The organism is Microcella alkaliphila (genome assembly GCF_002355395.1).
GTDB lineage: Bacteria > Actinomycetota > Actinomycetes > Actinomycetales > Microbacteriaceae > Microcella > Microcella alkaliphila_A.
The window spans coordinates 1,582,325-1,602,572 of sequence record NZ_AP017315.1; the positions used below are offsets into that span (position 1 = coordinate 1,582,325).

The 20,248-nt window shown below is 68.7% G+C and carries 21 protein-coding genes, 1 tRNA gene and 1 other RNA gene; 6 read left to right on the forward strand and 17 right to left on the reverse strand.

The genetic code is table 11. The features are described from left to right. Nucleotides 1-15: 15 nt before the first annotated feature. Complete coding sequence (locus CPY97_RS07715) at nt 16-1,353, reverse strand: glutamine synthetase family protein (protein ID WP_096421606.1); 1,338 nt, start codon at nt 1,351-1,353, stop codon at nt 16-18. A gap of 106 nt (nt 1,354-1,459) precedes the next feature. Here CPY97_RS07715 and CPY97_RS07720 point away from each other — a divergent pair, with 106 nt between their 5' ends. Both CPY97_RS07720 and panB read left to right on the forward strand, forming a co-directional pair. Beyond that, entirely contained in the window at nt 1,460-3,193 is a 1,734-nt protein-coding gene (locus CPY97_RS07720; protein WP_096421608.1) for an NAD+ synthase, read from the forward strand. A 29-nt stretch (nt 3,194-3,222) separates the two neighbouring features. Next, a complete protein-coding gene (gene panB / locus CPY97_RS07725) occupies nt 3,223-4,068 on the forward strand; it encodes a 3-methyl-2-oxobutanoate hydroxymethyltransferase (protein ID WP_096421610.1) in 846 nt (281 codons plus the stop codon). Nucleotides 4,069-4,088: 20 nt separating this feature from the next. Here the strand turns inward: panB and CPY97_RS07730 are convergent, their stop codons facing one another. Next, on the reverse strand, nt 4,089-4,256 hold the full coding sequence (locus tag CPY97_RS07730) for a methionine aminopeptidase (RefSeq protein ID WP_096421612.1): 168 nt from the start codon (nt 4,254-4,256) through the stop codon (nt 4,089-4,091). Between the two features lie 59 nt (nt 4,257-4,315). Here CPY97_RS07730 and map point away from each other — a divergent pair, with 59 nt between their 5' ends. Together map and ppgK are read left to right on the forward strand one after the other, a co-directional pair. Next, nucleotides 4,316-5,182: a type I methionyl aminopeptidase gene (gene map, locus CPY97_RS07735; RefSeq protein WP_096421614.1), complete on the forward strand. Its 867-nt coding sequence runs from the start codon at nt 4,316-4,318 to the stop codon at nt 5,180-5,182. Between the two features lie 39 nt (nt 5,183-5,221). Continuing rightward, the gene (gene ppgK / locus CPY97_RS07740; RefSeq protein ID WP_096421616.1) at nt 5,222-5,968 is read left to right on the forward strand and encodes a polyphosphate--glucose phosphotransferase; all 747 of its coding nucleotides are present in this window, start codon (nt 5,222-5,224) and stop codon (nt 5,966-5,968) included. Nucleotides 5,969-6,135: 167 nt separating this feature from the next. On the opposite strand, the gene CPY97_RS07745 is transcribed toward ppgK, so the two are convergent. The 7 genes from CPY97_RS07745 to CPY97_RS13720 all read right to left on the reverse strand — a co-directional run bounded on the left by CPY97_RS07745 (nt 6,136) and on the right by CPY97_RS13720 (nt 13,436). After that, on the reverse strand, nt 6,136-7,230 hold the full coding sequence (locus tag CPY97_RS07745; RefSeq protein WP_096421618.1) for a fatty acid desaturase family protein: 1,095 nt from the start codon (nt 7,228-7,230) through the stop codon (nt 6,136-6,138). 139 nt (nt 7,231-7,369) lie between these two features. After that, nucleotides 7,370-7,754: RNase P RNA component class A (gene rnpB / locus CPY97_RS07750), an RNA gene on the reverse strand. A 49-nt stretch (nt 7,755-7,803) separates the two neighbouring features. Next, nucleotides 7,804-8,226 (reverse strand): reverse transcriptase-like protein, encoded by a 423-nt coding sequence (locus tag CPY97_RS07755; protein ID WP_096421620.1) that lies wholly within the window; start codon nt 8,224-8,226, stop codon nt 7,804-7,806. Beyond that, nucleotides 8,223-8,963 (reverse strand): zinc ribbon domain-containing protein, encoded by a 741-nt coding sequence (locus CPY97_RS07760; RefSeq protein WP_096421622.1) that lies wholly within the window; start codon nt 8,961-8,963, stop codon nt 8,223-8,225. The genes CPY97_RS07755 and CPY97_RS07760 overlap by 4 nt, the downstream gene beginning before the upstream one ends. Nucleotides 8,964-8,987: 24 nt before the next feature. After that, on the reverse strand, nt 8,988-9,830 hold the full coding sequence (locus CPY97_RS07765) for a Nif3-like dinuclear metal center hexameric protein (protein ID WP_096421624.1): 843 nt from the start codon (nt 9,828-9,830) through the stop codon (nt 8,988-8,990). Between the two features lie 44 nt (nt 9,831-9,874). After that, on the reverse strand, nt 9,875-12,526 hold the full coding sequence (locus CPY97_RS07770; protein ID WP_096421626.1) for a cytosine permease: 2,652 nt from the start codon (nt 12,524-12,526) through the stop codon (nt 9,875-9,877). A 10-nt stretch (nt 12,527-12,536) separates the two neighbouring features. Then, entirely contained in the window at nt 12,537-13,436 is a 900-nt protein-coding gene (locus CPY97_RS13720) for a DMT family transporter (protein WP_150129225.1), read from the reverse strand. 132 nt (nt 13,437-13,568) lie between these two features. On the opposite strand from CPY97_RS13720, the gene CPY97_RS13725 reads away from it, so the two are divergent. Beyond that, a complete protein-coding gene (locus CPY97_RS13725) occupies nt 13,569-13,946 on the forward strand; it encodes a hypothetical protein (RefSeq protein WP_150129226.1) in 378 nt (125 codons plus the stop codon). A 7-nt stretch (nt 13,947-13,953) separates the two neighbouring features. On the opposite strand, the gene CPY97_RS07780 is transcribed toward CPY97_RS13725, so the two are convergent. Together CPY97_RS07780 and CPY97_RS13290 are read right to left on the reverse strand one after the other, a co-directional pair. Continuing rightward, a complete protein-coding gene (locus tag CPY97_RS07780; protein ID WP_096421628.1) occupies nt 13,954-14,826 on the reverse strand; it encodes a hypothetical protein in 873 nt (290 codons plus the stop codon). 56 nt (nt 14,827-14,882) lie between these two features. Then, nucleotides 14,883-14,949 (reverse strand) — tRNA-Glu (locus CPY97_RS13290). A gap of 304 nt (nt 14,950-15,253) precedes the next feature. On the opposite strand from CPY97_RS13290, the gene CPY97_RS07785 reads away from it, so the two are divergent. After that, nucleotides 15,254-16,117 (forward strand): tyrosine-type recombinase/integrase, encoded by an 864-nt coding sequence (locus CPY97_RS07785; protein ID WP_161494098.1) that lies wholly within the window; start codon nt 15,254-15,256, stop codon nt 16,115-16,117. Nucleotides 16,118-16,440: 323 nt separating this feature from the next. On the opposite strand, the gene CPY97_RS07790 is transcribed toward CPY97_RS07785, so the two are convergent. The 6 genes from CPY97_RS07790 to CPY97_RS07815 all read right to left on the reverse strand — a co-directional run bounded on the left by CPY97_RS07790 (nt 16,441) and on the right by CPY97_RS07815 (nt 20,123). Continuing rightward, nucleotides 16,441-16,794: a hypothetical protein gene (locus tag CPY97_RS07790; RefSeq protein ID WP_197702215.1), complete on the reverse strand. Its 354-nt coding sequence runs from the start codon at nt 16,792-16,794 to the stop codon at nt 16,441-16,443. Next, nucleotides 16,791-17,162, reverse strand: a complete 372-nt coding sequence (locus CPY97_RS07795) for a hypothetical protein (protein WP_096421632.1) — start codon at nt 17,160-17,162, stop codon at nt 16,791-16,793. Before CPY97_RS07795 ends, CPY97_RS07790 begins: the two co-directional genes overlap by 4 nt. Before the next feature lie 13 nt (nt 17,163-17,175). Continuing rightward, nucleotides 17,176-17,667 carry a hypothetical protein gene (locus CPY97_RS07800; protein WP_096421634.1) on the reverse strand — a complete coding sequence of 164 codons (492 nt, stop codon included), beginning with the start codon at nt 17,665-17,667 and terminating at the stop codon, nt 17,176-17,178. A gap of 7 nt (nt 17,668-17,674) precedes the next feature. Beyond that, nucleotides 17,675-18,493, reverse strand: a complete 819-nt coding sequence (locus CPY97_RS07805; protein WP_096421636.1) for a M15 family metallopeptidase — start codon at nt 18,491-18,493, stop codon at nt 17,675-17,677. Then, nucleotides 18,493-19,815, reverse strand: coding sequence for a hypothetical protein (locus tag CPY97_RS07810; protein ID WP_096421638.1), 1,323 nt, complete (start codon nt 19,813-19,815; stop codon nt 18,493-18,495). Before CPY97_RS07810 ends, CPY97_RS07805 begins: the two co-directional genes overlap by 1 nt. A gap of 65 nt (nt 19,816-19,880) precedes the next feature. Then, entirely contained in the window at nt 19,881-20,123 is a 243-nt protein-coding gene (locus CPY97_RS07815; RefSeq protein ID WP_096421640.1) for a hypothetical protein, read from the reverse strand. Between the last annotated feature and the right edge of the window lie 125 nt (nt 20,124-20,248).

Below are 20,248 nucleotides of genomic sequence, written 5' to 3' on the forward strand. Positions count from 1 at the left end.
CCTGGCCTCCGAGCGCTACAGGATCTCGAGGTTGCTCGAGAGCTCGTACGGGGTCACCTGGGCGCGGTACTCGCGCCACTCGCGACGCTTGTTCAGCAGCACGTAGTTGAACACCTGCTCGCCCAGGGTCTCGGCGACGAGCTCGCTGTCCTCCATGAGGCCGAGGGCCCGGTCGAGGCTGGCGGGCAGACCCTTGTAGCCGAGGGCGCGACGCTCAGACTCGCTGAGCGCCCACACCGTGTCTTCCGCCTCGGGCGGAAGTTCGTAGCCGTTTTCGATGCCTTTAAGGCCGGCGGCAAGCAGGAGCGAGTAGGCCAGGTAGGGGTTCGCAGCCGAGTCGAGACCGCGGTATTCGACCCGCGCACTCTGGCCCTTGCCGGGCTTGTACAGAGGCACACGGACGAGGGCGGATCGGTTGTTGTGGCCCCAGGTGACGTAGCTGGGAGCCTCGTCGCCGCTCCAGATCCGCTTGTACGAGTTCACGAACTGGTTCGTGACCGCCGTGATCTCGGGCGCGTGGTGCAGCAGCCCCGCAACGAATTGGCGGCCGATCTGCGACAGCTGGTATTGCCCGCCCGGGTCGAAGAACGCGTTCGTGTCACCCTCGAACAGCGACATGTGGGTGTGCATGCCGCTTCCGGGGTGCTTCTCGAGCGGCTTGGGCATGAAGGTGGCGTACACGCCCTGCTCGATCGCCACCTCCTTCACGACGGTGCGGAACGTCTGGATGTTGTCGGCCGTCGTCAGCGCATCGGCGTAGCGCAGGTCGATCTCGTTTTGACCGGGACCCGCCTCATGGTGGCTGAACTCGACCGAGATGCCGAGGTCTTCCAGCATGCGCACCGCGCGGCGACGGAAATCGTGCGCCGAGCCGCCGGGAACGTTGTCGAAGTACCCCGCCGAGTCGACCGGCTGCGGGCCCTCCGGGCCGAACTTTGAGCTCTTCAGCAGGTAGAACTCGATCTCTGGGTGTGTGTAGAACGTGAAGCCCGCGTCAGCGGCCTTGGCGAGCGTGCGCTTCAGCACCTGGCGAGGGTCGGCTGCGGCCGGCTGGCCGTCGGGCGTCGTGATGTCGCAGAACATTCGCGCGGTGGGGTCGACGTCACCGCGCCACGGCAGGATCTGAAACGTGGTGGGGTCGGGGTGCGCCAGCACGTCGGCTTCGTAGGCGCGGGTGAAGCCCTCGATCGACGAGCCGTCGATTCCGAGCCCCTCGGCGAATGCGCCCTCCACCTCGGCGGGGGCGATCGCCACCATCTTCAGGGTGCCCACCACGTCGGTGAACCACAGCCGCACGAACTTGACGCCGCGCTCTTCGATGGTGCGCAGAACGAAGTCCCTCTGCTTGTCCATGCTGCCCTTCCGTCGGGCCCCCTGACGGGCCGCCACTACTACCGGGTGTGAGCCGTGATCGCGCCTCTCGGCGGCCTGTCACGGGCCCGCCATTAGGCTACTGCGTATGCCTCGACTGCGCGTCGCCCTCGCCCAGACGAACCCGGTTGTCGGCGACCTGTCGGGCAACGCCCGTCAGGTTCTCGACGCCGCGCACGCCGCGCACGATGCGGGCGCCGACCTGCTCGTCACCGGCGAGATGGCCCTGTCCGGGTACCCCATTGAAGACCTTGCGTCCCGGCCGTCGTTTCTCGCCGCGTCTCGCCGGGCCGTCGACGCGCTGGCGCGCGAACTGGATGCACGCGGGCTCGGCCCGCTCGCTGTCATCGTCGGTCACCCCGACGGTCCGTTCGAGCCGCGCGCCATCGGAAGCTCGAACGCCCCGACGGCGATCGCCCAGAACTGTGCCAGCGTCCTCCAGCACGGCCGCGTCGTGGCGCGCTACGCCAAGCACCACCTGCCGAACTACTCCGTGTTCGACGAATACCGCGTGTTCATTCCCGGCGACGAGCTGCTCGTCATCCGCATCGGCGGGGTCGACGCCGCCGTCATCGTCTGCGAAGACCTGTGGCGCGACGGCGGCCCCGTGGGGCGGGTCCTCGAGTCGGACGCGGGGCTTCTGCTCGTGCTGAACGCGTCCCCCTTCGAACGCGACAAAGACGAGGTTCGGTTGCCGCTCGTCACGCGGCGAGCCACCGAAACCGACACGGTGGTCGCGTACGTGAACATCGTCGGGGGGCAAGACGATCTCGTGTTCGACGGTGACAGCGTCGTGGTTGACGGCAGCGGCACGATCCTCGCCCGCGCGCCGCAGTTCGACGAGCACCTCCTGATCGTTGACGTGGACGCCGAGGCAGCCGGCGACCACCCGGCCCCGGCGGGCGTGCACCGAGTCGAACTGGCGGCGAACGACCGCCCTGACCGCTCCCCCGCCCCGACAGACATCACCGTGCTCCCCGACGATCGCGAGCAGGTGTGGAACGCGCTCGTGACGGGCCTGCGCGACTACGTCGAGAAGAACCGCTTCCGCTCCGTCGTGCTCGGGCTGTCGGGCGGGATCGACTCGGCGGTCTGTGGGGCGATTGCCGTCGACGCGCTCGGCCCCGAGCGTGTGCACGGCGTGTCTATGCCGAGCAAGTATTCGAGCGACCACTCGCGCAGCGACGCGGACCTGCTCGCCGCAGCCACGGGCATCCACTATTCGGTCGAGCCGATCGCCGACCTCGTGCATCCGGTCGAGACCCAGTTGGCGCTCGACGGGGTGGCGGCGGAGAACCTGCAGGCGCGCATCCGCGGGATCATCCTGATGGGGCTGTCGAACATGCACGGCCACCTGGTGCTGACGACCGGCAACAAGACCGAGCTCGCGGTGGGCTACTCGACCATCTACGGAGACTCGGTGGGCGGTTTCGCCCCCATCAAGGACGTGCCCAAGCTGCTCGTGTGGGAACTCGCGCGCTGGCGCAACGAGCACGCCAGGGCGCGCGGCGAAACACCGCCAATCCCCGTCGGGTCCATCGAGAAGCCGCCGAGCGCCGAGCTGCGGCCCGAGCAGACCGACCAAGACTCGCTGCCGCCGTACGAACTACTCGACGCGATCCTCGAGCACTACATCTCCGAACTGCTCGGAAAGGACGACATCGTCGCCCTCGGCTACGACCGTGAAACGGTGGAGTTCGTCACCGGTCTCGTCGACCGGGCAGAGTGGAAGCGCCGCCAAGGGGCGATCGGGCCGAAGATCTCGGCGATTGCGTTCGGCCGCGACCGGCGCCTGCCGATTACCTACAGGCCGACCGACTGATCGGACGCGGCCGCGAGTAGGCTCGCTGCATGGCCGAAGCACCGAAGCGCGTCCGCACCCGCCACTTCGCTCGTGCGAAGGAGGAGGGCATCACCATCACCGGGCTCACGTCATACGACGTGCTCACCGCCCAGATTTTCGACGAGGCGGGCATCGACTTCCTCCTCGTCGGCGACTCCGCCGGCAACACCGTGCTCGGCTACGACACGACACTCCCCGTCACCATTGACGACCTGATTCCCCTCACCCGCGGCGTCGTGCGCGGGGTCAAGCGTGCGCTCGTCGTGGCCGACATGCCGTTCGGCTCGTACGAGACGGGGCCCGACGAGGCCCTCCACACCGCGTTCCGGTTCATGAAGGAAACGGGCGCGCACGCGGTGAAGCTCGAGGGCGGGGTGCGCTCCGCTGAGCAGATTCGCCGCATCGTGTCGGCAGGGATCCCCGTCATGGGGCACGTCGGCTTCACCCCGCAGTCCGAGCACGGGCTGGGCGGCCACGTCATTCAGGGCCGCGGGACCGCAGCCGACCAACTGCTCGCGGACGCGAAGGCCGTCGAACAGGCCGGGGCGTTCGCGGTCGTGCTCGAGATGGTGCCTGCGGAGGCGGCGGCGCGCGTGACGGCCGAGCTGGGCATCCCGACCATCAGCGTCGGCGCCGGACCGCACTGTGACGGTCAGCTCGTCGTCTGGACCGACTGGGCGGGGCTCACGAGTGGCCGCATCCCGAAGTTCGTGAAGCAGTACGCGAACCTGCGCGAGATCCTCTTCGACGCGGCGACGGCGTTCAAGGCCGACGTCGAGTCGGGGGCCTACCCCGACGCGGAGCACAGCTACAGCGACGAGACCGCCGATAAGGCGCACCGCGAGCGCGAATAGGCCACGCTAGGCGCGCGAACTCAGTCGTCCTCGCGCTCGTCGGCCTCCCACTCGTCGGCGCGCTGCTGCAGCTTCTGCGGGGCTCGCTCTGCTTCCTCGCGGCTGTCGAACGGGCCGTAGCGGTCACTGCCGAGTGACTTCGGACCCTCCTCGACCTCACCGGTTCGATGGTTGTACCACCAGGCCATCGCGCGCCTCCCCCGTCGACCGGCCGGGGCGTCTCCCCGCGCTCGGTAGACTCGAGCCTATGCCCCGCGACGATTCTGGCCGCCTGATTCCGGGGCGCATCTCCCCCCTTCGCCCCGTCCCCGCAGCTATCGCACGGCCGCCGTACGTCGGGAAGGCCGCGCCCCCCGAGCACGTGGGCGGCGACGTCTACGACGCCGAGACGGTCGAGCGCATCCGAGCCGCCGGCCGCATCGCCGCCGGGGCCGTCGAGGCGGTGGGCGCCGCCATCCGTCCTGGTGTGACGACCGACGAACTGGATCGCATCGCCCACGAGTTCGTCACCGCCCACGGCGCCTATCCGTCGACCCTCGGCTATCGCGGCTTTCCGAAGTCGTGCTGCACGAGCCTCAACGAGGTCATCTGCCACGGAATCCCCGACGACACCGTCATCGCCGAGGGCGACATCGTGAACATCGACATCACCGCCTACAAAGACGGCGTGCACGGCGACCTCAACAAGACCTTCCTCGCGGGCGAGGTCGCCGACGAGGCGCGGATGCTCGTGGAACGCACCGAGGAGGCCCTGCGTCGCGGCATCAAGGCCGTCGCCCCCGGCCGCCCCATCAACGTGATCGGCCGAGCCATCGAGGCGTACGCGAAGCGCTTTGGCTACGGCGTTGTTCGTGACTTCACGGGGCACGGGGTGGGCACGTCGTTTCACACCGGCCTCGTGATCCCGCACTACGACGCCGCCCCGCTCTACGACCAGCCGATTCAGGAGGGCATGGTGTTCACGATCGAACCCATGCTGACGCTTGGTACGCACGAGTGGGACATGTGGACAGACGACTGGACGGTCACCACGAAAGACAAGAAGTACTCGGCGCAATTCGAACACACGCTCGTGGTGACCGAACGCGGGGCCGAGATCCTGACGCTGCCGTAGGCGCGCATCCCGAGTCTTCGACGAGAGGCGACAACCAGCATGACGCAGGCGATCGGCATCGACATTGGCGGCACCGGCATCAAGGGGGCACTCGTCGACCTCGACTCGGGCGAGCTCGTGAGCGAGCGCGTCAAGCGCGCAACCCCGGAGGGTGGTCGCCCCACCGACGTCATTGCGACTGTCGCTGAGATCGCCGAGGAACTCGGCGCAGCATCGCTCGACGCGGTCGGGGTGTGCTTCCCCGCGATCGTGCTCGGCGGACGGACAATGTCGGCCGCGAACGTCTCGGACGATTGGATCGGCCTCGACGCTGACCAGTTGTTCGCCGATGCGCTCGGCCGCGAAATCCACTTCGTCAACGATGCGGATGCGGCCGGATACGCTGAAGCGCGATATGGCGCGGCCGCCGGCCGCGCAGGGCTCACCATCGTGACAACGCTCGGCACCGGCATCGGCTCAGCATTCATTCACGACGGCGTGTTGCTGCCCAACACTGAATTGGGACACCTCGAACTCGACGGCGCCGGCGTGGAAACCTGGGCGGCGAACTCTGTCCGCGAACGTGACGAGCTGAGCTTTGAGGAGTGGGCGGCGCGCCTCCAGCGCTTCTACTCTCACGTCGAGTTCCTCTTCTCCCCCGACCTGTTCGTCGTCGGAGGTGGGGTGTCGAAGCATCACGAGGAGTTCCTTCCGCTGCTTCGGCTGCGAACTCCGATCGTCCCGGCGGGCCTGCGCAACAACGCCGGGCTGATGGGAGCAGCAGCACTCGCACAGCGCCACGTCTAGCGAGGCGTGAATGCAGCTACGCCAGCACGTAGTTGACGGCGACGTACCAGATGAAGACGCCCGCGATCACGAGCGCGGACAGTACGGAAACGGCCATGATGAGTCGCTGCGTCATTGCAATCCTTTCGACGAGATACCTCGTGTCCAGTATGGCGGAACGACCCTGATCAGGTGGTCCGGAAGCGGTTCACCAGCGGGCAGTCAAACGGATCGCGCGCGTTCAGCCCCACCTCGTTGAGGTAGCGGATGACGATGCGGTACGACTCAACGACCCCGGCCTCGGTGTACGGAATCTGCAGCTGCTGCGCGTACTCCCTCGTGATTTCGCGGGCGCGGGCGAGCGCGGGGCGAGGCATGTTCGGGAACAGGTGGTGCTCGACCTGGTGGTTGAGGCCGCCGAAGAGCGTCGTCGCCCACCACCCGCCGCGGATATTGCGCGAGGTGATGATCTGGCGGCTCAGGAAGTCGAGCGGGCTGTCGGCCGGCAGGATCGGCATGCCCTTGTGGTTCGGGGCAAAACTTGCCCCCATGTATACGCCGAACACGGCCAGCTGCACGCCAAGGAAGGCGAAGGCCATGCCGAGGGGCAGCGCCCAGAAAATCACGGCGACATACAGCGACAGGCGCAGCACGATGAGCCCGAGCTCGATGGCGCGGCCTTCGACCGGGCCGCGCTGCAACAGATGGCGCAGCCCCTGGACGTGCAGGTTCAGGCCCTCCAGCATGAGCAGCGGGAAGAACAGGTAGCCCTGCTTGCGGCTGATCGCCGCCAGGAATCCGGTGTGCTTCGCAGCGTCCTCCGCCGTGAAAACGATCGTGTCCGGTTCGATGTCCGGGTCGGCGCCGAGCTGATTGGGCTTCGCGTGGTGACGCGAGTGTTTGTGCATCCACCAGTGGTAGCTGATGCCGACCACGCCGGCGGCGAGAATGCGTCCGACCCGGTCATTCGCCTTCCCGGATGCCCAGATCTGGCGGTGGGCGGCTTCGTGCGTCACGAACGCGATCTGAGTGAGGATGATGCCGAGCGCGCCCGCGATGAGCAGCTGGAACCAGCTGTCGCCGAGCAGGATGAACCCGGTGATCGCCCCGCCCAGCGCAACAGCGAGGCCGGCGAATACCGCGTAGTAGAAGCCGGTGCGGCGACGCAGCAACCCCGCGTCGCGCACCGTGCGCATCAGCGCGGCGTAGGTGCTCGTGGGGTGAACGTAGTCGGCGGGCCGAGGGCTCGTCGTGCGGATGGGACCGAGAGAAGATGCAGACATGCGACTTTCAGGGGGTCACGGTGCGACTTCCCAGCCGTCATGGCGATCGAGCAGGTGCCCGGTAGATGCTTCGACGCTACGCGGCACGCCATGCCCCTACGGGTATATGGCAGGTCAGCCCGGCGTGTCGCGGTCGGGGCAAGCGGGCCGACCGATACGCCGGGTTCTGTCCCCGGGTTTCCCCGGGTGACGGCCATCTCTCTCGGGGTGGCGTTACCGACACCCTCTAGCGATCTACCCGGCACCTCGGCGAGCAGCGTCACCGGTGCCTGTCTGATCTAGCTCCGGGCGAGGTTTACCTAGCGACCCCGGTCGCCCGGGGCCCTGGTGGTCTCTTACACCACCGTTTCACCCTTACCCCGGGCACGAAGCCCGTGGCGGTCTGCTTTCTGTTGCACTTTCTCGCGGATTGCTCCGGGTGGGTGTTACCCACCGCCCTGCTCTACGGAGCCCGGACGTTCCTCGGCGGTGCCGTTCCCCGATTGCTCGGGGCGCGCATCCGACGCGACCGTCTAGCCGACCCGCTTGCGTATCCAGGCTAGCGCCTGGCGGGCGGGATGCGCGGGGCGGCGGCTATCGACGGAACGATGCCCGCGCGTCCATCGCCTGGTTTGCGCAGGCGTCGGCGCGCGTGTTCTTCTCGCGCGGGATCCATTCGAAGCGCACCGGGGTGCCGGTGAGTACCTCGCGCGCCTCCGCGGCGAGCTCAGCCATGGCGGGGTGTTTGATCTTCCAGCGGCCCGTCATCTGCTCGACGACAAGCTTCGAGTCGAGACGCACGGTGAGCTCGGCGGTGGGGTCGAGGGCGATGGCGGTGCGGACGCCCTCGATCATTCCCCGATACTCGGCGACGTTGTTGCTGGCGGTACCGACCCACACGCCCAGCTCGGCGAGCACCTCACCGGTCTGCGGGTCAATGACCACCGCTCCCCCGGCGGCGGGCCCGGGGTTACCGCGCGAGCCGCCGTCGGCCTCGACGACGAGCTCGCGGGTCACAGGCCCGACTCCGCCGTGCGGACGAGGATCGCGTTCGAGTCGGGGCAGAGGATGACGGCGTCAGGCGCCGCGGCACGGACGCTCGCGAGGTCGTTACCCGTCAGCTCGACGCCGCTCGCACTGGACACGCGGGCGCGTAGGTGCGAGGCGCCGACGCCGTAGCGTTCGCGCTGCTTTTCGTACAGGGCGAGCAGATCGGTCGGGATGCGGCTAGCGACGTCGGCGCGGTCAGCCGTCTGGTTGTCGCGTTCGCGGGCAAGACCCCTGAGCGCCTCGTCGCGCGCCTCGGTAGCCGCCGCGACCGCCGACTCGTGAGCCTCGAGCGTCGAGCGCGCATCGGCGACCTCGGCCTCGATCGTCTCGACCTTCTCCATGATGGCCAGTTCAATCTCTTCCAGGTCCGACAAGCGCGTCTTCAGGGAGGCAACCTCGTGCTCGAGACCCGCAATGTCTTTCACCGACGAGCTCTGCTGTACGAGCCCCTCGTCGCGCGCGATACGCTTCTCGACAAGCGCCACGTCCGACTCGACCCGCGAGAGTTCGAGACGAGCATCCTCGAGCGCATTTTCGCGCTCGGCGAGGCTTTCGCGCACGGAAGCATTGAGCGCCGTGAGTTCGTCCAGGCGAGCCTGCTCGGGCAGGGTGCGGGAGCGATGCGCGATGCGCTGCAGGTCGGTATCGATGCGCTGCAGGTCGAGCAGCAGCGCCTGGGCCTCGGGCGGAGCGGTGAGAGCCATGCGGGTGTGCGGGCCTTCCTGGGGTTAGGGGTGGTCAGACGGGGACGGTGCCGCACGGTGGACGACGCCCGTCCACGGGTCGGTGGACAGGCGGCTGACGGTGACCGTCACGTGGGGAAAGTCGGCGCGGAGCTCGTCGGCGACCGCGTCGAGCCAGAGCGACTCGCTCGCCCAGTGAGCGGTGTCGATGAGTGCTGGTCCGCCGGCGACCGCGGCCGTCTCGAGCGCCTCGCTCGCGGGATGGTGGCGCAGGTCGGAGGTGATGTACACGTCGGCGGCGCGCACGGCCGGGTCAGAAAGCAGCGAGTCGCCCGCCCCGCCACACACTGCGACGCGTGACACCGAGCGCTCGGGGTCGCCAGCGAAGCGAACTCCCCCGACGGTGGGCGGCAGCACGTCGGCGACTCGCTGCGCAAGCGCGCCAAGCGTGAGCGGCGGGTCGAGCTCGCCAACGCGGCCAAGACCGCGTCCGGGCGCCCCCGGCACGATCGGAACGGCATCGACCAGGCCGATCGCGCCGGCGAGCCGCGCGCTCGTGCCCGTCTCGACAACGTCAGCGTTCGTGTGGGCGGCGTACAACGCGCATCCTGATCGGATGAGGCGTGCGATCAGCGCGCCTTTGGCCGTCGATTCCGCGACGGACGTCACGCCGCGCAAGAGCAGCGGGTGGTGGACGAGAAGCAGCTGCGCCCCGAGCGCGACCGCCTCGTCGATCGTCGCGGCGACCGCGTCGACGGCGAGGTGGATGCTCGTGACCGGCTCCTCAGGATCGCCGACGACAAGCCCGGGCGCGTCCCACTCTTCGGCACCGTCGAGCGGGAAGCGCCGCTCGAGGACGGCGCACACATCGCGGAGAGTCACGGGCATGCCCGCCAGTCTAGGAGCAGGGCCCCCGCGCGCGAGACGGTCGCTCACGCGGTCGCGCTGGCCTCGGCATCGTGCAGACGGCGCAGCCCGGGGAGGCTGATGGCCGCGACGAGCGCGCCGAGAAGGAGAGCCAGAATGACGCCCGCATCCGAATTGACCCATGCGCTGTCGGTGGGCAGTGGCACAAGGGGCCATAGGTAGCCGGTCCAGGCGAGCCACGACGTCGACGCCGTCACGAAGCCCAGACCGAGGGCCGCGGTGACGGCGAACCCGGCGAGCGGTACCCACCGAACAGCCGGGTAGACACCACCCGGCTGCAGGAGCGAGGGGGCGTACACGCGCCGACGGCGCAGCAGAGTCTCCGTGCCGACGATGCCCGCCCAGGCCGCGACGGGCACCGCCAATACAACGAGGGCGTCACGCAGGAGGCCCGCGACTCCCCCACCGGCGAGGATGAGAGCCACCAGGGCAGCCGCAGCAACCACGGCGGCGATCAGCACGCCCAGCCAGCGCGGGGCCGGTGCGCCCAGCGTGAGGACGGCGAAACCCCCGGAATACAGGCTGAACGCAGCGCCCGCGATGAGGCTCAACGCGACGGCGAGGGCCAGGGGCACGGGGTACCAGAGGGGCAGCAGCCGCGCGAGCGTGTCGACGGGATTGGCGACGAGTCCCTCCAGCACCAGAGGGTTCGATGCGGAGAGCACCGCGCCCCAGCCGATCAGCAGGAATGCCGGGACCGCGACCCCAAGGCTGGTCCACAGTGCGGCGGCCGTTCCGGAGGCCCCGGGCGCCTGGTAGCGGACCAGGTCGCCTCCGCTGCTCACCCACGCGAGCCCGATGGCGCTGAGAATCAAGACGGATCCGCCGACGAGCAGCGCCCAGGATCCGTCGGGGATCGACAGGGCGTTGCCGAGATCGACGAGCGGCGCGGTGAGCACGATGAGCCCGACGACGAGGATTCCCGCGAGCGGGGCGATGATGGCCCCGAGTCGGGCGATGAGCCCGAAACCCACGAGAGCGGCGGCGGCGGCGATGAGGAAGCCCACCGCGGCAACGATGACGGTCATCGTGGGACGGCCCAGCCCGCCGTCCAGTTGCGCCTCGACGAGAACCTCGGCGACACCGATGCCGAGCAGGTACAGCAGGGCGGTTGCCCACAGCACGCGCACGAGGACGGCGACTGCGGCAGGAATCGCGTTGCCGACGGTACCGAATGTGGCGCGCGCGACGACGATCGTCGGCTGCCCGCTCCACCGCCCCGTGCGGGTGATGACTCCGAGCAGGAACGACGACAGTGCGACACCGCCGAGGGCGGCGAGCACCGCCTGGCGCAAGCTCGCGCCGTCGGCGATGAGGAGCGCCCCGAGGGCCACCGTCACGACCGAGGCGTTGACCGCGAACCAGAGCCAGAAGAGCCGTACGGCGCGGCCGGCCCGCAGCGCCGCCGGGGTCGGCTCGAGCGCGCTCTGCTCGAGCGCGAAGGCGCGGTGGCCACGAGCGGGCGTGTCGGCGGTGGTCGGGAGGGGCGGATGGGCGGTTGCGGGTGGTGTCCCGGCGGGCCGCAGCTGAGGCGTCGCGGGAGCGAGTGCAGCTGCCGGGGCGGCTGCAGGAACGGGAGCCGGTGCGGATGGCGGCGTCTCGGGGGCAGCTTCGGGGCTGGGCGGCGCACTGTCGGCCTGCCTGTCGGGCCGTGACTCCTCGGCGAACGCGGACGTTTCCGCCGGGGCGGAGGGCGACGTCGGTGTGAGTGTGAACGGCGAGAGCGCGGGCGGGTCGGGGGTCGCCGGCGTTCCCTCCGTCGCCGCCGCGAGCAGAGCATCCCAGTTCGATGTCTGTGCGAGGGGGTCGCTCGGGGAGTCGGCGATGTCGGGTTCCACGAGCGGTGGCGGAGTGGACTCGTCGAGTTCGGCGAGTTCCTCCGGCGGGGTCGCTACCGTGCGCTGGGCCATGTTGGGCGGGGGTGCATCCGCAAGGACCGACGACAGCTCGCCCGCCGTCAACGTCGCGGGGTCCACGACGGGAGGAACAACTTGACCGGGAGCCGTCGGCGCGCTGTCTGCCGACTGTACGTCGCTGGGCGCGGGCGCGAGCGGCGGCGCGACTGTGGGTGCAGGTACGGGGTCCGCAGCCTCCGGCGGCGAGGAAGCGGACGGATTCTGTGCGTGCGCGGCCGGCGGCACGACGTCGATCACGCCGGTGTACGCCGAGCGCACCGAGGCGACAATCTCGTCGGCGCTGTCGACGCCGAGGCGGCGTACCTGCTCCTCCCACGCGTCGAGTTGCCGCAGCTCCTGCTCGCGCAGGGTGAGCTGCTCCTGGAACAGGTTGATGAGCGCACCCGTGTTGCCCCCGGCGAGATCGGGGTCAAGCACGGCGACGAGGTCGGCGTCAGTGAGGGAGGCGCGCGGCGGCGGCGGCGGGATCGATGGGCTGGGCGGAGCTGCCTCGGGTGCGCTCAACCCTGCCAGCGGGTTCTCGGGAGGGGTGACGGGTGTGTTCGGCGCGGAGGCCGCCGGAGCGGGCGGCTCGGGCTGACGCTTCACCGGCACCCAGGCGCGATACTCCGCAGCGATCGCATCGGCAATCGGGTCATCGTCAGGGCTCTGCGCCTGCGGAGGCGTGTAGGTCGAACGACGCGGGCCCGGTGGCGTCACGGAGTCAGCGTCGTCGGGGGCGGACGCGGGACTGTCGACCATGGCCCCGATGTTAGGTGCGCGGGGGCCGCAACCGGGGGCGACGGGCCGGAGAAAGCAGGGTTACGCCGATGAGGATGACCCCGAGGCCACACCAGCCGAGCAGGTCGAGGCGCTCCCCCACGACCGCGACCGCGAGGAGAGTCGCCATGAGGGGCTCGAGCAGCGTGATCACGGTCACGACGGAACTGCGCAGGCGACGCAACCCGATACCGAAGAGGACGTACGCGAGAAACATCGGACCGAGCGCGAGGTAAACGATGATCGACACGTTTCCGAGGGACTGCACAAGCGGGGCACCGGTGAAGACGAGCACCACGGTGAGCGGGATCGCGCCCAGCCCAAAGACGGCACCCATCGTCGCTCGGCTGCTGTGGCCGCGCGCGATCACCTCGGCGGAGGTGAACGTGTAGAGGGCGTACGCGGCCCCCGCGAGCAGTCCGAGCCCGACTCCGGCCGGAACGTCGTCAGGGTTCACGGGTGAGTCGCCGCCGTGCCCACCGGCCGCGAGCATGACGACGCCGCTGATCGAGATCGCGGCCGCGAGCATCCATCGGCGCGTCAGCGGTCGTCGCGTGACGCGCCACTCCAACAGGGCAGCAAACAGCGGCCCCGAGCCGAGGGAGACGACGTTTCCGATCGCGACACCCGCGAGCGACATCGAGCTGTAAAACGCGAGCGGATAGACGACGACGCCGATCGCGCCGACGAGCAGCCAGCGGCGGGCGCGCGGGTCGGCGATCGCCCGAGAGGCGGGCCGAGCGGCGATGGCGAAGAGCAACGCACCGCCGATCGCCATGGTCGCCGAGCCGGTCGCGAGCGGGCTGACGTCGCTCGAGAGGAACGTCGCGGCCGTGCCGGTGGTGCCCCACAGCGCCGAGGCGAGAACGACGGCCCAAACGGCAAGAATCACGGCGGCTCCGAGGGGTGACGGCTCGTGGTCGACACGAGGGTCGTGCCATCGTATCCGCGCAGGCAACGGTGCGAGACTGAGCGCTGAGCGGGCATGGCCCGCATCCGGACACCCCAATGACGAGGAGCGCGCATGAGCGAGACCGACCTGATCCGTCAGTGGAACACGACCCGGTGGCACATCATCGTGTCGCAGATTGCGCCCACGCTGCTTCTCGCCTTCACCGTCTGGATGCTCGTGGACGGGCTCGCCGAGACGACGCTCGCCGTCCGCGTGGCCGCCACGGGCATCCTGCTCGCCTCGGGGATCCTCGGGGCCGCCGCACAGTACGCGGCGGCGACCGAGGGGGCGGCGGTCGTTCAGGGATTGCGCGCGGTCGATGCGCTCAGCCCGCTCGCCACGCGCATCATCGCGATGGGCTGGGGCGTGAACGTGGTGCGGTTCGTGACGCCGACCGTGTTCGTCGTCGTGTTCGTCGCCCTCGTGCTCGCGCTCTTCGCCGGCCTCTAGGTCGACGTCAGCCGGTGTTCGCGTGACGCCGATACGCATCGACGATGAGCGCACCCCGCAGCTCGGCGAGCCGGTCAATGAGGGCCTCGACGGCCTGAGCGGAAACGCCCGCGACGACCAGGTCATGGGCGCCGAGTGGACGCAACGGTTTCTGGCGCAGGCGCACGACCTCCCAGCCCGCCGCCCGCAGGAGCGCATCTTTGCGGCGGTCGGAGCGCTCGCGGCGGCCGATGTGTTCGTCGCCCGCGCGGCCGACGGTGTCGTACTCGATCGCAACCGCGAGCTCGGGGATGATCACGTCGGGCCATACCTCGCGTTTGCCGTGGAAGGTCTGGGCAGTGGTGATTGCCGTCGCCGAGAGGTCGCAGTCGAGCCGCTCGGCGATGAGCCCGCGGAGCCTCTCCTGTGCGGCGGAGGTTGCGGCCGAGGCGCGGGCCGAGACGAACGCGGTGCCGGGCCGCGGCGGCGTCGCGTCGGGCAGGGGGCGCTGGCGCACCGGGTCTGCGGGAGGGCGTCGTCTGATCGCCGCGGGCTCGGTCATCGGCGGACGCGGGTAACGAGAGGCCCCAGCCGGCGCGGCCGAGGGGGTCGCGCAGACCGGACACCAGTCGCCGCGGGCGCGACGCGCGCCGGGGCGCGCGCGCTGTTCGGCCGGGGTCGCGACGAAGTCGTGGCCGATCGTGCACACCCACACGAGGTAGACATCAGCAGCCGGCGGAATCTGCGACAGCAGCAACTCGGCGTTTCGCTCGGGGCGGTACTGGCCGACGAGCGGCACGTACGGCGCCCACGCGTCGCGGAAGCGGCCCACCGGGTAGGGCTCAGCGAGCCCGGTCGCCCACTGGCGTCGGGCCCACCAGTCGTGGACGGGTCGCGGCACACCGCGAGCGTACGAGCGACATCCGACACGGTTGTGTGATGCCGCGTTCCGGGTAGTGGGCCCTGAGGGATTCGAACCCCCGACATCCACGGTGAAAGCACGGCAATTGGCCGAAGTTCTCCCGTTCGTGCGGAGGGCCGGATAGTGGCGACGATCATCGAGGTGGACGAGAACACCTTCATAGCGGGTGACCCGCCCGCTGAACCTCCTGTCGGTCAGCACTGGTGCACGTGGTGCGGCGGCGACGGGTTGGAGAATGACTGGGACGATGCGCTGACAATCTGCGGCGGATGCTCCGGCGCGTGCACCGAGAAATGCTTCGGGTGTGATGAGCACCCCTTCATCGGTCCTACTCGACGGCCTGAGTAACGTCATGTCCCAGTTCGGGGCTCTAGCGCGCGCCCGCGAAAGATGGTCACTTGATCTGATGGACGGTGACCTACTTCAGCAATTCGCCGCCGTCCAACGCGCGCAAGGGCTGGCGGCGAACACAATACGCAATCGACACTCCATCATTCGCGGCCTCATTCGCGCCACCGGAAAGCAACTGCCCGACATCACGGTCACTGACCTGCGGCTCCGGTTAGGACGCGACGGCATCAGCGCTGGCACGAGACGAACAGAGCGCGCCGCGTTCGCGGCCGTGTTCGCCCACCTCGTAGAGGAAGGACTGCGCGACGATGACCCCACCCTGCGGCTCGCGAAGGTGCGCGCGCCGCGAGGAACACCGCGCCCATTCACCAGGGAGCAGATTGACCTAATGCTGAGGTCGGGCGCGTACCGGCGCACGCGTGCGATGATTCTGCTGGGCTACTTTCAGGGGTTCCGGGTCGCGTCGATCGCGGCAACGCACGGCGCTGATGTTGACTTCACCAGCGGCACGATCCGCACCGTCGCGAAGGGTTCGAAGGCGCTGGTGTTCCCGCTGCACCCTGTCGTTCGTACCCTGGCGGCCACAATGCCGGCGGACGGGTGGTGGTTTCCCGCCAGAGGTGGACGCGAAGGGCATGTGCGGCCAGGGTCGGTGACGGATGCGGTGCGAGATGCGAAAGTTCGGGCGGGCATCACCGATCCTCGACTGACGGCGCACTCTCTGCGACACTCTTTCGGTACCGATCTTGTCGACGCAGGTGTTGACATTCGTGTCATTGCCGAGCTGATGGGACACGAGTCGGTCGCGACGACTCAGATATACACGCAGGTAAGCGCCGACAGGAGACGTGAGGGCATCCACGCTCTCGAGGGAGTCCCCCTGCCGCAACGGTCTGGGCGATCGCAGATCGCCGCATAGTGCACGAAAGGCCCCGCACCCAAAGCGGGGCCTTTCGGCGAGCGGCGTTCCGGTAACCGGCCTGCTGCAAGCCCCACCAGTCCCGGAGGACGGTGAGGAGTTATGCGCTCATCCTACCGCCCGCCAACGACAAAAGACCCCTTGCATCACCGTTGGCGACACGGTCCAGTAGCAACGCAGAAGAGCCCCCGAGCATCCCGGACCTGTGAAGGTCAACGGGATGCCCGGGGGCAATCAGCAACAGCGTTACTGGCAGGCTTCGCAGTGCAGCGCGTCCATGGGGTCTTCGGGGACGACGTACTCGTCGTCAGGGTCAGGGCGGGTCACTGCTGCAGGCGGCGGTGGGTGTCCTGGTCCGGCACGTCGGAGATGCTTACGCCCGGCGAGTATGTGCCGGCATCTTTCGGCGCAGCGCCCAGGCCGACTCGCGTCAGGAGGTCGTTCACCTTCTCGAGTGCCATGATGCGGGTGATGGCGGCGGCCAGCGCGGCGATCACTCCCGACGCGGCGGCGATGAAGCCGAGCACGGGCGAGCCGGGTGCGACCTCCGCGACGAACTCCTGGACGACAGGCGCGATCGCGACGAGAGCGAGCAGCACAGCCAGGAACGTCTGTGCTGCGGTGCGGAGTGTGGCGCGCCAGGGCCTGGCGACCTGCGTGGGCGTGGTGGTGGTCATGAGTCGTTCTCCTCTGATTCCTTGATGATGCGCCGCACTTCGGAGGCGGGCATGGTCTTTTCGATGACGGGATAGTCGGGTGGGGTGATGCCGGCTTCGATCAGTTGCCGGCGGAGCTCGGACGCGTGCTCTTCCATGCGTCGACGTTTAGCGGCCTCGACGTCGCGTTCCTGCCAGGCGATCTGCTCACGCTTCAGCGCCTGATCACGCTGCTGAACGATGTCGATCTTGCGGTTCTTCTCACGGGCGGAGAGGCCGTCGCGGAGCTTCAAGAAGACGTCGACGAGGTCTCGGAAGAACACTCCGAGTCCGCCAGCTCCGATGGCTGCGACGATCAGGGCTACTGGGCTGACGTTCTCCCATTCCACGCTTCCTGTCCCCTCAGCGGTGTCGTCCGACTGTGTCGGTGGTGCGCCGCTTTAGGGCGGCAGCGAGGCGGTCAGTGAATGACTTCTCTCCGGGTTCGGTGGTGAAGATCTGCAGCTCGATGTAGCGACGCAACAGGGTGAGCGTTGCGATGACGACGAGGGCTTCTGCGACCAGGGCGGTCGGTGTCATGAAGGCTATGTTCGCCAGCACGACGGCGTAGATCAGCGCGCCTGCGATACCTGCGCCCGTCCCGGGCACTTCGATCGCCCACACTCGCGTGAGGCGGCCAATGAAGCCGAGAAGCCCGCCGATGATCAGCAGCAGCGCCCACAGCCCGATGACCCACTCCCACCCTTCGAGGAGCGCAAGGACCGAGTCGGGGGTGAACTTCACGGCGAAGAACCCGCCGGCGAGTACCGCCGCATAGGTGATGATGTCGATCACGCGGATCATCGCCTCTTTGATGCGGCGGCTGTCGTTGATCCGGGGATCTGTTACGACCATCGGCCGGTCACCGGAATACGCGGCCGAAGGCGTCGCGGATCGCCTCAACCACAGCGCGGACCGTGTTGAGCGTGCTGCGGTCAGAGTCGGTGAATCCACCTGACGACGTCGTCGCCGCCGGCAGGCCGCGCTGGTATGCCTGGTGGACGATGCGTGCCGACTTCTGCATCTCGACGTAGACGCTGCGCGGCTCCTTCTGCTCATCCCCGAAGCCGCCAGGGTAATAGAGGCGGGCGAGGTCACGGGCCGTGTTCTGGTTCGTGATGACGATGTAGCCGCGCTCGAGGTCGGAGGGGCCGCGCAGTGACGGGTCGAAAAGGGACCACTCGAGCGTGGATTCGCCCACGCGGCGGATGAGCTTCGGCATGTCGTCCTCCTCAGGACTCGTGGTGGTGGTGACCGTCAGAGATCCGACGTACTCGATGTGCCACGGCTCACCAACCCGGTCGCCGGTCGCGAGCGACCAGCCCAGACCCGGGCCGAGGTCGCGGACGGCGCGAAGCGCGGCCGCGGTGTAGCCGTACATGTCGATCGCGCGACCCCAGCCGTGGTTGGAGGTGCCGGGGGTGGCGGCCATCGGGAACGGGAGGGTGTTCCAGTAGTGCTGCTGGAGAGCGAGGTCTCGGTATCCCTCGGCGACGCCCATGCGCACGCCAGTGCGGGTCTGTACGGCGTCGCGAAGGCGGAACCATGCGGCGGCGGCCGCGGGGTGCGCGTACTGCTCTTTGCCGAACTGGATGCCGCCCGGCAGTGCGCCCCGGCCGATGGGGGTGAGCGCGCTCGTGGGGATGCGGCCGTTTTGGTGGCCGCCCCAGGCGAGACTCATCAGCGCTCCTCAAGCGCCGCCAGCCGCTGTTCAAGGGCGGTGAGGCGGTCGTTGAGGGCGCGGGCGGCGATGATCGCGGCGATGCCGAGCAGCTCGTAGTGGATGCCGTCGGGGCGACCCTTGTCGTCGTACCAGATGAACTCCCACAGGCCTGCGTCGTGGAGGTCCTCGGCGATCAAGCCGATGTAGGTGGGCGGGTGGTCCTGCTCGTCCTTCCACTTCGTGCTGCGCGTCTCGTAGTACTTGGCCTCGAGCGAGAGGATCGCCTGCGGGTCGGTTTCTGCGCGGCGGATGGCCTTCTTGTAACGCTTCGAGGAGGAGGAGTAGCCGAGGGCGCCGTTCGTCGACATCCAGACGGCGCGGCGGGTGACCGCGCCGAGGTCGTTGTTGTAGGCGCCGTTGAAGATGCCGTTGCCGGTCGCGCCGATGCTGCCGCTGACGGTGCCGCCGCCGACGTCGTCGCCGAGGTTGAGGAACGGGATGCGAGCCTTCGCGAAGGTGCCTGAGGTGATGTTGCCGGCGGCGTGCGTGTGAGCTGCCGGCGGGAACGTCGACGGTCGGCTCGTGATCGAGTCCCACGGGTGCGTGTGAGCTGCCGGCGGGAACGTCGACGGTCGGCTCGTGATCGAGTCCCACGGGTGCGTGTGAGCTGCCGGCGGGAACGTCGACGGCTTGCCAGTGATCGCAGCCCACGTGAGCTCCGGCGTGAGGGGACCGTAGGTGGTCCCGTTCCAGCCTTCCCAGACTCCGCTCTCGGTGTTGAAGCCGAACACGCCGACCGCGCCGGCGGGACGGTTCGAGTTGCCCCAGATCCCGACCTGCCGGCCGATAAAGCGGCGCACGTCGGTGACGTCGGCCGGGTTGATCGTCACGGCTGAGCCGGCGACGCGGACGATGCCAAGTGGGATCTCGTAGATGCCGCCACCAGACTGCGGCGTGGGGGCCTCGCCCGCGCCCGGGACGCCTTCGACGACCTCGAGCGTGACCGCGCGTGTCGATAGAGTGTGGCGGGCGACGACGAGGTCGAACCGCAGCGTGCCGGACGTGGCGGTGATGGCGAGTTGTTCCTGCGCGTCGACGACGAACGCCTGCCCGCGGATCGCGCCGAAGGCGGGATCTCCGCTGTCGATGTTCACGCGGACGAACATGCCGCCGACGTCGCCCGTGACTCGCAGAGCGTTGTCGAGAGGCGTGCCGGCGACGCCGTCGATGATGTACGAGAACAGCTGCCCGTACTGCTCGGCGGTCGTCTGGCCCGTTCCCGGGACCGGCTGGCCGTTCTCGTCGAAGTCGGGCGGCGTTGGCCAGTTCGTGATCCCCATCGGTACTCCTTAGATGCAGAAGCCCCGCGCGTGGCGGGGCTCAGAGGTGGGTGGTCGGCTTGCGGCTACTGGTCGTCGCGCACGTACGCGATGAGGTCGCAAATCGCCGTGAGGTGCTGCATCGGGATGCGCAACGTCATGTCGCCGTCGATCGTCGACACGCGCACGAGCAAGTCACCGCCGTCGATTCGGGCAGACAGCTCACCATCGGTGAACTCGGTGTGCCGGTACGTCGTCTGCGGAATCTCGATGACGTGGTGTTCACGCTCGATCGCACCGGCCGGGACACTGTTGCTGCTGGCAATCACTGGGGCTCCTGATATTCGATCGAACAGAATTGCGGCTATCGGCACGAAAACCGGCGCGAAGACGCACACGCTGACTGAAGGTCAACTGCCGTCGCACCGCCACGAAGGGATATTCGTCGACGCTG

Coding starts and splice junctions, on each gene's coding strand:
- CPY97_RS07715 (WP_096421606.1), bottom strand. CDS start 1,353: ATGGACAAGCAGAGGGACTTCGTTCTGCGCACCATCGAAGAGCGCGGC.
- CPY97_RS07720 (WP_096421608.1), top strand. CDS start 1,460: ATGCCTCGACTGCGCGTCGCCCTCGCCCAGACGAACCCGGTTGTCGGC.
- panB (WP_096421610.1), top strand. CDS start 3,223: ATGGCCGAAGCACCGAAGCGCGTCCGCACCCGCCACTTCGCTCGTGCG.
- CPY97_RS07730 (WP_096421612.1), bottom strand. CDS start 4,256: ATGGCCTGGTGGTACAACCATCGAACCGGTGAGGTCGAGGAGGGTCCG.
- map (WP_096421614.1), top strand. CDS start 4,316: ATGCCCCGCGACGATTCTGGCCGCCTGATTCCGGGGCGCATCTCCCCC.
- ppgK (WP_096421616.1), top strand. CDS start 5,222: ATGACGCAGGCGATCGGCATCGACATTGGCGGCACCGGCATCAAGGGG.
- CPY97_RS07745 (WP_096421618.1), bottom strand. CDS start 7,230: ATGTCTGCATCTTCTCTCGGTCCCATCCGCACGACGAGCCCTCGGCCC.
- CPY97_RS07760 (WP_096421622.1), bottom strand. CDS start 8,963: ATGGCTCTCACCGCTCCGCCCGAGGCCCAGGCGCTGCTGCTCGACCTG.
- CPY97_RS07765 (WP_096421624.1), bottom strand. CDS start 9,830: ATGCCCGTGACTCTCCGCGATGTGTGCGCCGTCCTCGAGCGGCGCTTC.
- CPY97_RS07770 (WP_096421626.1), bottom strand. CDS start 12,526: ATGGTCGACAGTCCCGCGTCCGCCCCCGACGACGCTGACTCCGTGACG.
- CPY97_RS13725 (WP_150129226.1), top strand. CDS start 13,569: ATGAGCGAGACCGACCTGATCCGTCAGTGGAACACGACCCGGTGGCAC.
- CPY97_RS07785 (WP_161494098.1), top strand. CDS start 15,254: ATGGACGGTGACCTACTTCAGCAATTCGCCGCCGTCCAACGCGCGCAA.
- CPY97_RS07790 (WP_197702215.1), bottom strand. CDS start 16,794: ATGACCACCACCACGCCCACGCAGGTCGCCAGGCCCTGGCGCGCCACA.
- CPY97_RS07800 (WP_096421634.1), bottom strand. CDS start 17,667: ATGGTCGTAACAGATCCCCGGATCAACGACAGCCGCCGCATCAAAGAG.
- CPY97_RS07805 (WP_096421636.1), bottom strand. CDS start 18,493: ATGAGTCTCGCCTGGGGCGGCCACCAAAACGGCCGCATCCCCACGAGC.
- CPY97_RS07810 (WP_096421638.1), bottom strand. CDS start 19,815: ATGGGGATCACGAACTGGCCAACGCCGCCCGACTTCGACGAGAACGGC.